The sequence below is a fragment of the uncultured Hymenobacter sp. genome, from assembly GCF_964243305.1.
Lineage (GTDB): Bacteria > Bacteroidota > Bacteroidia > Cytophagales > Hymenobacteraceae > Hymenobacter.
Genome location: NZ_CAXTEF010000064.1, coordinates 1 through 10979 on the forward strand (window position 1 = coordinate 1; position 10979 = coordinate 10979).

At 64.0% G+C, this 10979-nt stretch carries 12 protein-coding genes and 1 pseudogene; 3 read left to right on the forward strand and 10 right to left on the reverse strand.

All coding sequences use genetic code 11. The features are described from left to right. From ACFE70_RS19625 to ACFE70_RS19635, 3 genes and pseudogenes are all read right to left on the reverse strand, one after another. A pseudogene (locus tag ACFE70_RS19625) lies at positions 1-212 on the reverse strand (hypothetical protein); the annotation flags it as partial. A gap of 118 nt (positions 213-330) precedes the next feature. Continuing rightward, positions 331-633 (reverse strand): hypothetical protein, encoded by a 303-nt coding sequence (locus ACFE70_RS19630; RefSeq protein ID WP_375419483.1) that lies wholly within the window; start codon positions 631-633, stop codon positions 331-333. A gap of 100 nt (positions 634-733) precedes the next feature. Beyond that, positions 734-1225 carry a hypothetical protein gene (locus tag ACFE70_RS19635; protein WP_375419484.1) on the reverse strand — a complete coding sequence of 164 codons (492 nt, stop codon included), beginning with the start codon at positions 1223-1225 and terminating at the stop codon, positions 734-736. Positions 1226-1431: 206 nt separating this feature from the next. Here ACFE70_RS19635 and ACFE70_RS19640 point away from each other — a divergent pair, with 206 nt between their 5' ends. Next, on the forward strand, positions 1432-1710 hold the full coding sequence (locus tag ACFE70_RS19640) for a GNAT family N-acetyltransferase (protein ID WP_375419485.1): 279 nt from the start codon (positions 1432-1434) through the stop codon (positions 1708-1710). 160 nt (positions 1711-1870) lie between these two features. Here the strand turns inward: ACFE70_RS19640 and ACFE70_RS19645 are convergent, their stop codons facing one another. The 3 genes from ACFE70_RS19645 to ACFE70_RS19655 form a co-directional block, all read right to left on the reverse strand. Further along, positions 1871-3067, reverse strand: coding sequence for a PQQ-dependent sugar dehydrogenase (locus ACFE70_RS19645; protein WP_375419486.1), 1197 nt, complete (start codon positions 3065-3067; stop codon positions 1871-1873). 102 nt (positions 3068-3169) lie between these two features. Next, complete coding sequence (locus ACFE70_RS19650) at positions 3170-3694, reverse strand: hypothetical protein (RefSeq protein WP_375419487.1); 525 nt, start codon at positions 3692-3694, stop codon at positions 3170-3172. A gap of 274 nt (positions 3695-3968) precedes the next feature. Beyond that, complete coding sequence (locus ACFE70_RS19655) at positions 3969-4472, reverse strand: fasciclin domain-containing protein (RefSeq protein WP_375419494.1); 504 nt, start codon at positions 4470-4472, stop codon at positions 3969-3971. Between the two features lie 766 nt (positions 4473-5238). On the opposite strand from ACFE70_RS19655, the gene ACFE70_RS19660 reads away from it, so the two are divergent. Continuing rightward, on the forward strand, positions 5239-5943 hold the full coding sequence (locus ACFE70_RS19660; protein ID WP_375419488.1) for an alpha/beta fold hydrolase: 705 nt from the start codon (positions 5239-5241) through the stop codon (positions 5941-5943). Between the two features lie 69 nt (positions 5944-6012). Next, a complete protein-coding gene (locus ACFE70_RS19665; protein ID WP_375419489.1) occupies positions 6013-6621 on the forward strand; it encodes a TIGR04282 family arsenosugar biosynthesis glycosyltransferase in 609 nt (202 codons plus the stop codon). Here the strand turns inward: ACFE70_RS19665 and ACFE70_RS19670 are convergent. From ACFE70_RS19670 to ACFE70_RS19685, 4 genes are all read right to left on the reverse strand, one after another. Continuing rightward, complete coding sequence (locus ACFE70_RS19670) at positions 6618-7973, reverse strand: glycosyltransferase 87 family protein (protein ID WP_375419490.1); 1356 nt, start codon at positions 7971-7973, stop codon at positions 6618-6620. The two genes, ACFE70_RS19665 and ACFE70_RS19670, sit on opposite strands and share 4 nt — an antisense overlap. Before the next feature lie 112 nt (positions 7974-8085). After that, positions 8086-8796, reverse strand: a complete 711-nt coding sequence (locus ACFE70_RS19675; protein WP_375419491.1) for a glycosyltransferase family 2 protein — start codon at positions 8794-8796, stop codon at positions 8086-8088. A gap of 63 nt (positions 8797-8859) precedes the next feature. Beyond that, positions 8860-9954: a formylglycine-generating enzyme family protein gene (locus ACFE70_RS19680; RefSeq protein ID WP_375419492.1), complete on the reverse strand. Its 1095-nt coding sequence runs from the start codon at positions 9952-9954 to the stop codon at positions 8860-8862. 33 nt (positions 9955-9987) lie between these two features. After that, positions 9988-10979 (reverse strand): 4Fe-4S binding protein (locus tag ACFE70_RS19685; protein WP_375419493.1); only part of this gene is annotated, 992 nt, incomplete at its 5' end.

Here is a 10979-nt window from a genome sequence, read left to right on the forward strand (position 1 = left end):
GGCGTCTGGTGGAAGCCGCGCACCGGGTCATCGACCTGCTGGCGCAGGCGCTGGCGGCGGGTTGCCAGCGCCTCATCGCCCTCCAGAAGCCGGAAGCTGAGCTGCTCGGTCAGCACCGGGTCCTGGGCCACGAGGCGGGTCAGGAGTTGGTCTTTCTCCTTTTGGGGCAGGTCGAGCAGGGCGCGGCGCAGGTCGGGGGGTAGGGCGGGCATTGATACTAATTGAACACCGAATAAACGATGAGCGCGGAAACAAAGAGTCCTGCCACGACAAGTATGGCAGGACTCTTTGTTTCCGCGCCCGTTGGGCAGCATTAGTATTATCTACCGCCTACACCTGCTCTTCGGGCAAGGTGAAGGCGCGGTCGCTGGGGTCGGTGAGCTGGGGCGGCAGGTTCTCGTCCGAGGCCGGGGCCGGGCCGGGGGGCGCCTGCATGTCCGAGCGCATCGAATCATCCATCTGGTCCTCGCGCTGCTGGCCGTCGCGGTCGGGGTCGAGGGTCTGGCCGTAGGTTTCGCGGTCGAGCATGGCACCGGAGGTACCCGCTTCGTCATCGACGGAAGCAGCTTCGGATGATTTGGTAGGGTCGGGGCGCTGACGCTCGTTGCGGCCGGCTGGGTTTTCAGTTGCCATATTTTTGGGCGGTTAGCCAATAGCAGTTGGCTTTTTGGTGAGTGTGGTTTTGCATCAGAAAGCTATCAGCTACTAGCTAGTAGCTGATAGCTCAAGGAAATTATACCTTCGGGGCGGGGTCGAAGCCGCCCTTCATGTCGGTGTTTTCCTGGGCGGGCTCGTTGCTGGCCCACGACGACTCGGTGCCGCTGCCGTAGCGCGGGTCGTCCTCGGCGAAGGCGGCGCGGGCCACGTCCTCGGCTTTTTCAAATGCTTCAGGGTGAGCGTTGGAGGCGTCGCGGCCCCCGTTGTAGGAAGCCGCGCCGGCGCTGGTGGCCGTGGTGGTCTGGGACTTATAGCCCTGGGTGCCGGGCTGGGCCGCCGTGCGGAACTCACTGAACTCGTCGGGGTTGTCGTTTGAGCCGTCGTTCTGGCCGCGGGTGGTTTCGCCAGCGGCGGCAGCGTTGGCGGCATCTTCGAGGTGGCCGAAGCTGCCGTAGCTGGGGGCGTGGGCGTGCACGGCCGGGTCATGGGGGTTGGGCTGGGCCTCGGCGGCGTTCTCGGCCTGGCCTTCGGGGCGCGGGTCTTCGGGAGTGAGGAAAGGCAGATGCATCGGGAATGAAGAATAAGGAATGAGAAATGAAGAATGGCTGGGCCAGACAGCGGGGCCGGGCGCGGCAGCCAATCGGGGCGGCTGCCCGTAAACAACTCTACGCAAATAGGCCAGCATCGGCTACATCGGCCCGCACGCCGGACGATGAGTACCGCAGGGGCTTGCTGCGGCCCCGAACTCTTCATTCTTACTTTTCTCTCCAACCAATGACTATCAGCCACGACGCCGAAGACCAGAAATTTACCGCCACCGAAGACGGCCACCCCGCCGAGCTGGCTTATTCCCGGCCCGGCCCCGACACAGTTGATTTCACGCATACCTATGTCGACGGGGCCCTGCGCGGCCGTGGTCTGGCCGACGAGCTGGCCCGCGCCGGCCTGGCTTATGCCCGTCAGGAAGGCTTGACAGTGAAAACCAGCTGCTCATTCATGCAGGCTTTCGTGCAGCGCCACCAGGCTGAGTACCAGGATTTGGTTAGTAAGTAATTTAGAATGTCATGCTCATCTGGCGTCCGTGCTGCGGAGTCGGAGCATCTCGCTTGAGGAAGTAATCTAATCGTAGGGTCAAGCTGACTACTTCCCCAAGCGAGATGCTTCGCTTTGCGGACGCCAGATGAGCATGACGGTCTGAATTAACCACTAATCACTACTTCCCTTTTCTGTCCGTGTACGCCACGCGGTAAATTACGCCGCCCGAGTCGTCGCTAACCAGCAGCGAGCCATCGGGGTGCTGGGCAATACCACAGACGCGGCCGAACTGCTCCTTGTTGTCATTGACCAGCCAGCCGGTGATAAAATCCTCCGTGCCGGTGGGGCGGCCCTGGGCATTGAAGCGCACGCGCACGATGCGGTAGCCGCTGGGCTGGGCGCGGTTCCAGGAGCCGTGCATGGTTACGAAGGCGTCGTTTTGATATTCCTTCGGAAACTGCGCGCCAGTGTTGAACACCATCCCCAGCGGGGCAGCGTGGGCGGCGTAGAGCAGCGCGGGCTTAGTGGTTTTGGCCGCGTACTGCGCCGGCGTCTCGCCGCTGGGCTGGGGATGGGGCGGAATCTGGCCGTCGGCATACACGTAGGGCCAGCCGTAGTCGGCGCCCTGCTTCAACTCGTTCAGCTCCTCGCGCTGGTCCTCGTCGCCGAGCCAGTCGATGCCGTGGTCGAAGCCGAAAAGCTGCCGCGTGGCCGGGTGCCAGCCGAAGCCGATGGTGTTGCGCAGGCCCTTGGCCCACACGCGGCGGCCCGAGCCGTCGGGGTTGATTTGGAGCAGCGTGGCGTTTTCCTGGTTGCGCTCGTCGCAGGCGTTGCAGGTGCTGCCCACCGAGAGATAAAGCTGGCCATCGGGGCCAAAATTGAGAGTGCGGTTGGGGTGCTGGCCGGCATCAGGCAGGTCCTTGTACAAGGTTTTCAGCTCGCTGAGCGTACCATCGGTCTTAATATCAGCCACGTACAGCTCGCGGATGGCGGCCAGGTAAAGCTTACCATCGCGCAGGGCCAGGCCGTGCAGGTCGGGGCGGCGGGCCACTTCCTTCATCAGGTCGGCCCGACCGTCCTTGTTGGTGTCGCGCAGCAGCTGCACCGTGCCCTGGTCGCGGTCCGAGACGTACACGTCGCCGTTGGAAGCCACGGCCAGCATCCGCGGCTTGCCGGCGTTAGCGGCAAACCTAGTGATGGTGAAGCCGGCCGGCACCTTGAGCTGGGCCACGCGCGCATCGGTGGCTTCCACCTTGCCGGGCTTGAACACGTTCACCGCGAAGCCGTCCTTGACGCTTTTCTCGTAATCGTTCTGGGCCAGGATTGGGGAAGTGACCAGCAGCGCGGCGGCGGTGAGCAGAGCGGGAGAGCGCATGGGTTGAAAAGGAAAGAGGGGGGTAGGAAATTTTATAGTTAGTGCTCTTACCGCCCACACCAGGCTGGGGTTGCCACAGCCGGGCTGTCTTATTTTTTTGGCTTACTCTCTGGCTGCTAGCCGGGCCAACTGCCGCAGCTCGGGGCGCCGGGTAGCGCGCAGTTCCTTGTTGCGCTGGCAGAGGCTGGTGGCAAAGTAGGGCGGAATACGCTTCAGGTCTCCGCTCAGCGATTGTTCCTGGTCCAGCAAGTAGGCGTGAACCAGGTAGTCGGTGCCCAGCCGAAACACCTTGCCGCAGGCACTGTCGTCGGTGCGGGCGCTTACCGTTACCGTGGCGGCACCGGCCGGCCCTTTCAGCAGCCGGGCAACGGCGAATGTATAGCGTACCGTGGCTTGGCGCAGGGTATAAACTGTGTCAGCACCCGAAAACCGCGACCGGCCATGCAGGGTATCCCCGGCCATGAGCGTATCGGCGCGGAGCACGCGGCCGGTGAAAATCAGCGCGTCCTGCTTATACGCCTTGGCTATCTTCTTCTTTTCGGAAATCCTCTCTCCCACGCAAGAGCACGCCTGCGCAACCGAAAAGCGCAGCAGGATAAAAGCCAGGACCAGCAGCAGGTTTTTCATATGAGGTAGGCTGGTTAAGAAATTGAAAATCAGCGGAAGATAAGGAAATTGATTGCCGCTTCAGTCCGAGCGGGGCAGCCCATTACATTAGTAGAAGTAGAGTTCCTACCCCCTCGTCGAAGCCAAAGCCCCAGCACGGCAGCCGGGCCGGACGGGGTAGGAAACCAAAAAGCCCGACGCAACTGGCGCGTCGGGCTTTTTTTCAATCGGTGAATGAGCGAATGAGTAACAGGCTACTTCACTCAATCACTCATTCGCTCATTCACCGATTGCCTTACTTCGTGGGCATCAGCACGGTGTCAACCACGTGGGTCACGCCGTTGCTCGAAATTACATCGGCGGTGGTCACGTTGGCCATGCCGCCTTTGGCGTCCTTCAGCATCACGCTGCCGCCGGTGCTCTTCATTACGGTCAGCTGCTCGCCTTCTACCGTGGTCAGGACCTGACCGTTGGTCAGGTCGGCGGCGCGCAGGCGGCCGGGCACCACATGGTAAGTCAGGATGGTGGTCAGCTTGGCTTTGTTAGCCGGCTGCACCAGCGTGTTGACGGTGCCGGCGGGCAGCTTGTCAAACGCGGCGTTGGTGGGGGCAAATACCGTGAACGGGCCGGCGCCTTGCAGCGTCGAGGCCAGACCGGCAGCTTTCACGGCGGCTACCAGCGTGGTGTGCTCCGACGAGCCCACGGCGTTGGTCACAATATCTTTGTCGGGCGTCATCATGGCGCCGCCCACCATTACGCCGGCCGCCGTGCCGCCGCCCATGCTGCCCGAGGCATCCATCGAGCCCGATGTGCCCGTGCTGCCCGACGTGCCGCCGCTCATGCTGCCGGAGCCCGACGTGTCGCCGTCCGTCAGCTGGCCTTTTTTCATCATCTTTTTCTTGTCGGCCTCGGTGCGGGGCTTGGTCTTGGCCTTCATGCGGTTGCCCGACACGTCCTTGCCCTTGACCTTCATCTTGCCGTCATCGGCCATCTTGGTTTTGGTGGTCATGCCGTCGGCGGTGGTCTTGGTCTTCTCGTCGTCGGACTTCACTTTCGCGTCTTGGGCCACGGCGGCGGTGCTTACGCTCAGGGCGAGGGCGGCGGTGGCAATCAGGAACTTGCTCATCAGAAAAAAGGGGAATGGTTTGAAAAATACCTGTCGCCTATACGGCGCCGGCTCTACAATGGATGTTAAAACCAGCCGCCGGCCGCCCCGCCACCAACCTAAACTACTCGGCAAGCCGCGTATATTCACTCGCTAAACCGGGATGATTTGGTGACTATTATTAAAAGAGTAAACACTACTAATTAAAAACGCTACTAATCAAAATGAACACTACTTACGCCGTGGCCATCACCGGCGCCGGCTTCAGGCGGTCATATCGAGCTTGCGAGACATCCTGCTCGGACAAGTAATCCAATCGGGTGGTTCAGCTTGGTTATTTCCCCCGCGAGATGCTTTCCTCCGCCACATCCCTGGCTTGGTGCGCCACCTGCTCGGCATGACTGCTTCTTTGCTCATTCCGCATTTCTGATTGCTCCTTGTTAATTGCTCATTACCCCAAATGGCCCGCCTTTTCCTGCTCCACGGCTACGTTGAGGACCGCACCATCTTCGACCCCTTGCGGCCTCTGCTGCCGTCTGCTGCTCGCGCCGCCCTCGTCGATGTGGAGCTGGAGGATGCGTTTGGTAAGTGGCAGCCCCGCGGCCCGCTTAACGCCGCTACGCTGGCCACGCACCTGATTCGGCTCTATCAGATAAGAAGCCAGGATGTGCTCATCGGCCACTCGATGGGCGGCTGGATTGCGGCTCACATCAAGCAGCAAGTTGGCTGCCCGGTTGTGCTGCTCGGCGCCTTCACCGACCAAGCCAAAATTGTCTCGAAGATTCGCAGTCCGCTGCTGCTGGGCCTGGCCGTGAAAACCGGCCTCATCCACAGCCAGTATGTGGTGCGCCGCACCAAGCGCAACTACCGCCGCGACGAGTCCAGGGCGCTGCACGCCCAGCTTACCGACGGCATGACCCGCTACGGCCGGCGCTACGTGCACCAGCAGCTGCTGGTGCTGTTTGCGCCCGCCCCGCCGCTCACCATCACGCCCGAGCTGCGCCTGCACGCCCGCCGCGACAACATCATCCGCCCGCCCGACGAGCCCTACGTGGAGCTGCCCGGCGACCATTTTGCTCACTACTACTACCCGCAGGCCGCCGCCGAAGCCATTGCCAGGGTGCTGGCTGAGGCAGGGGTGGCAGGGGTAGGAGAAGAGCGATGAGTTATAAATTAAAAAGAACGTCATGCTGAGCGCAGCGAAGCATGACGTTCTTTCTAACTCCTTCACTCCATGTCCCGCCACCTGCTCATTTTTGCCCGCCCACCGGAGCTGGGCCAGGTCAAGACCCGGCTGGCGCAAGGTATTGGGCCAGCGGCGGCGCTGGCCGTGTATGAAGAGCTGCTGGCTCTGACCCGCGCCGCCGCCGCTGGCGTAGCCGCCCACAAAACCGTGTGGCTGACGGCCGCCGGGCCCAGCCGGGCGGTGACTGAAAACCACTGGCCCGGCTACGAGCAGCGGGTGCAGCCCGCCGGCGACCTGGGCGCGCGAATGAGCGCCGCCTTCCAGGCGGCCTTTGCTGCCGGCGCCACGGCGGCCGTGGTCATCGGCACCGACTGCCCCGACCTGAGCGCTGAGCTGCTGGAAAAGGCATTTCAGGCGCTGGCTACCCACGATGCAGTGCTGGGCCCGGCGGTTGATGGTGGCTATTATCTGCTAGGAATGAAAGCGTTAATTCCAGATTTCTTTCTGAACAAGCCCTGGAGCACCGCCGCCGTGCGGGCCGCCACACTGACCGATGCCCGGCGCCTGGGCTTGCGCGTGGCCGAGCTGCCCCAGCTGCGCGACGTGGATACGGCGGCGGATTTGGCCGCGTGGCGGCAGGGCGCCCGGCTGGCTTAAGCTGGTTTGGGGCCCGGCTTTCGGCGCAGCTCCAGGGTCAGCACGAGCAGCAGCAGGCCATATTCGAGGCCAATCAAGGGAAAGCTTTCGGTGTAGGCCGCCGTTTGATAGGCCGCGTAGGACATCGCCACCAGCCCCGACCAGACCAGGGCGTAGCGGTAACGGGTGAACACGCTCAGGGCCACGAGCGGCGTCAGGTACCAGGGGTGCACCACGGGCGAGAGCAGATAGTAGGCCGTCAGGGTCAGCAGCAGGGTGGGGGGTAGGGAAGGCAGCGTGGGCTGCCGCTCGCGGGCCGCCAGCAGCAGCGTGGTGGTGGCCGCCGCCAGCGCCAGCGCGGGCCCAAAATACAGGTTGTGGACGTAGCCATTGAGGTAGAATCCGGCCGCCCGCAGCAGATAATACAGGCTGGCGTTGAAGCCAAAAAGCTGGAAGTACAGCCGCAGGCTGCGGCCCAGGTGAGCGAGCAAATCGGGGGTAAGGAAGGGCGCGAAGCTCAGCAGCAAGGTCAGGCCCGTGAGCAGGGCATAAGCCGCGAAGCGGCGCGGGCCCAGCCGGCGCGCCAGCAGCGGCAGCACCAGCAGCGGCAGCAGCTTGGTGGCCACGGCCAGCCCCAGCGCGCCCGCCGACCACGCCCGGCGCCCGCGGGCCAGCAGCGCCAGCGCCGCCAGCAGCAGCGTAATCAGCAGGGCCTCAAAGTGCAGGTTGCCGGTCAGCTCCACAATCACCAGCGGGTTGAGCAGATACAGCAGCGCCCGCGGCCGGGGCAGCCCAAAATGCGCCAGCAGCCAGAGCAGCAGCGCTGCCGTGGCGGCTTCGGCGGCCAGCACCGCTAGCCGCAGCACCAGCACAAAGCCCCGCTCCGAGGTGGGGAACAAGGCGGCGGCCAGCCCAAACACGGCCTGGCACACGGGTGGATACACTGAGTAGTAGTGCGGCGAGTTCAGCTTCTGGTAGAGGGCTTTGCGCGCCGGAGGGGGGGTAGGGAAAACCGGCTGGCCCGGCGCGGCCGGGCCCATTAGCTCATCGGGCCGGTAGCGGAAGGGGTTCTGGCCGCTGGCTACCAGTAGGCCGTCCCAGCGGAAGCGGTGGTAGTCGTCGGAGAGAGCGGGCAGGGCCGGCAGCCACAAGAGCCGCAGCACGGCCGCCGCCGCCAGGCCCGCGCGCAGCGGCAGCTCCGCCCGCAGCAGCCAGGCGCAGGCTCCGAACGCCACGGCCAGCAGCCCCAGCAGCTGCCCGAAATGGGCGCGCGGCGTAGCGTAGGCCAGCAGGCCGTAGGCGCCGCCGCTGAGCAGCAGCGCCGGCCAGTAGCGCCAGCGGGGGGGTAGGGAAAAGGCCGGGAAGCGGGGCATGATGCGGGTGGGAAAGTAGCGTGGACTCTGTGAGTCCGCGAGTGCACCATTATAACCGTTCACTCGCGGACTCACAGAGTCCACGCTACTGCTGGCCGCCGCCCAAATAGCCTCAGCGGTACTTGAAAATCGTCCACAGAATCTTGTAGCCCGCCCCAAGCGTGCCCTTCACCGTGCCCGACACCTTCGAGACGCCGATGCGGCGGCGGTAGCGCACGGGCACTTCCACGGCGCGCAGGCCCAGCTTGGCGGCTTTAAGCTGCATCTCCACGGTCCAGCCGTAGGTTTTATCCTGCATGTTCAGCCGCTGCAAGGCCCCGGCCCGGATGGCGCGAAACGGTCCCAAATCCGTATAGCGCGCGCCGTAGAGCCAGCGCAGCAGTTTGGTGGCCAGCCAGTTGCCAAAAAGCTGCTGGGGCAGCATGGCCCCGCGCTCCCGCTGGCCCAGCGCCCGCGAGCCAATCACCATGTCGGCCTCACCGCCGAGGATAGGGGCCAGCAGCGCCGGCATTTCCTCGGGGTAGTCGGAGTGGTCGCCGTCGAGAAACACGATGATGTCGGGCAGCTCGGCGGCGGGCTTGCCGAAAATGTGCGCCATGCCCGCCAGGCAGGCGTGGCCGTAGCCGGGCCGGGTCTCGCGCACCACGGTAGCGCCGGCAGCGCGGGCCACGGCGGCGGTGTTATCACTCGAATTATTATCGACCACCACCACTTCCCGCACCAGTCCGACCGGGATTTCGGCTATTACCTGGGCAATAGACCGGGCTTCGTTGTAGGCGGGGATGATGACGTCGATGCGCGGAGGGGGGGTAGGAAAGGGCAAGGCAAAGCGCGCGGGCTTGATGGGCGCCCCGCAAAGATGCGGCGCGCGGCGTGCCTTCCTTCTTCACTTCTGGTTTTGGCTGGCAAACGACACTTCGCCCACGCAGCGGAAGCCGATGGTGGGGGCCGGCCCGGCGTAGGTGCCGCGGGCGCTGATGGCGCAGGCTTCGAGCGGGTCGCGGTAGCTGCCGCCCTTGGTGATGCCGGGCTCCTGCACCAGCTCGGCCACATTGCCGATGAGCTGGTACACGCCAAACCCGTTGGGCGGGGTGCTGTACACATAGTCGGGGGTAGGCGCCTGCAGAAAATAGGGCAGCTCGCGCCGGCAGTTAAACCAGGTGATGCTGGTCTTAGCGGCGTTGAACGCCTTGATGTCCTCGGCAATCTGGGCGGCGGGCGTGGTGCTTTTCGAGCGCAGCTGCAAGTAAGCGGCTGCGGCCGGGTCCACCAACACCCGGCGCGTGGTGCACGAGGTGCCGTAGGGCTGCCCCGTGAAGCCGCCGGCGGCAAACTCCCACTCCGCCTCCGTCGGCAAACGGTACGTGATGCGCGAGGGCCGGGCCTGCCGGGTGGCGCGGCTCCACTGCACCTCCTCGGAGACGATGCGGCTGCGCCAGCGGCAAAAGCTCTGGGCCTGCTCGTAGGTGATGCCCACGACCGGGTAGTGACGGTAGAAGGGGCTGGTGAAATAGTCGGGTGTGGGCTGGGCCTCAGCGGCGGGCACCAGGCGCTGATACGCCCGCAGGGTGGAGTCGCTGCGCACGTAGTTGAGGAAGTTCTGCCACTCTCGGTTGGAAACCTCGACCTCGTCCACGTAGTACGGCTGCCCCGGCAGTGGCAGCACCCCCGGCATCACGGCGTCGGCCGCTTCCTGCTCGGCGGCCAGCTCCGGCAGCTGGGCGAAAATCTGCCCGGCGGCATCGGCGCAGGGCGCGAAGCGAAAGACGCGGGCCTCGTCAAAGCCTTTGGGATAGAGGTCGAAGTTAAAAACACGCTTCTGCGGCCGGCTGGGGCCGTAGAGCGGCAGGCCCGACGTGGAGCTGTATTGCTCCAGCCGGCTGCTGTTGGGCACCCAGGAGTCGATTTCAGTCAGGGTGCTGCACGCGCCCAGGGCCGGCAGCAGTAGCAGCACCAGAAGCCGGCGCGGGGAAAGGAGCATAGCTGAACCTTAGTTTATTCATAAATTATGTTGCTAAGGTAATATCTGCAAACTCTCGGCCAAGATGAGCGGCGAAGCCTGGTAGCGGCCCTGGCGCGGGCCGTTTTCCAAATTCAGCACGCCGCGCGGGCAGGCGGTGGCGCACATGCCGCAGCCCACGCACGACGCCCGGATGATGGGCTCGCCGCGCTGGGCGTACTGCTTGACGTCGATGCCCATCTCGCAGACGTTGGAGCAGTTGCCGCAGGAGATGCACTGCCCGCCGTTGGTGCTGATGCGGAAGCGCGAAAAGTGCTTTTGCAGCAACCCCAGGTAGGCGGCCATCGGGCAGCCGAAGCGGCACCAGACGCGGTTGCCCAGCAGCGGGTAAAACCCTACCCCCACCACGCCCGAAAACACCGCCCCAATGACGAAGCCGTAGGTTTTGGACAAGGCGTTTAGCGGACTGGTATTATTGAAAAAGCCGATGGCCGAGGTCTGCGCGGTCGTGAACCAGGCCGGCAGCTTGCCGGCCACACCCAGCCACAGCAGGATGGTAATCAGCACGATGGCGGCCAGAATGGGATAAACCAGGCGCACTTCCAGGCGCCAGGCGGCGCGGCTGCGGTCGGCGAGGTGGCGGTAGGGGTCGCCGGCGGTTTCGGCCAGCCCGCCGCAGCCGCACACCCACGAGCAGTACCAGCGCTTGCCGAAGAAATACGTGAGCACCGGCGTGGCCAGCAGTGACATCAGGGCGCTCCAGAACACCATGAACGTGCCCAGCGCCTGCCCGTCTTTCAGCAGATAGCTCACCGTGCCGGGAAACAGGTAGTCGTATTTCAGGGGCCAGAAATAAGTGAAATAGAACTCCGGCTTCTGAAACGCCAACAGCAAACTGGGCAAAATGAAAGCGAAGCCAAGCTGGAAAAACATCACCGAAACGGTGCGAATGAGGTGGTAGCGCGAGTGGCGGTATTTCCAGAGCGCCCGGCCGCCCATCACGAGCACGGCCAGCGTGTAGAAGGTGCCGTAGAGAAACCACTGGT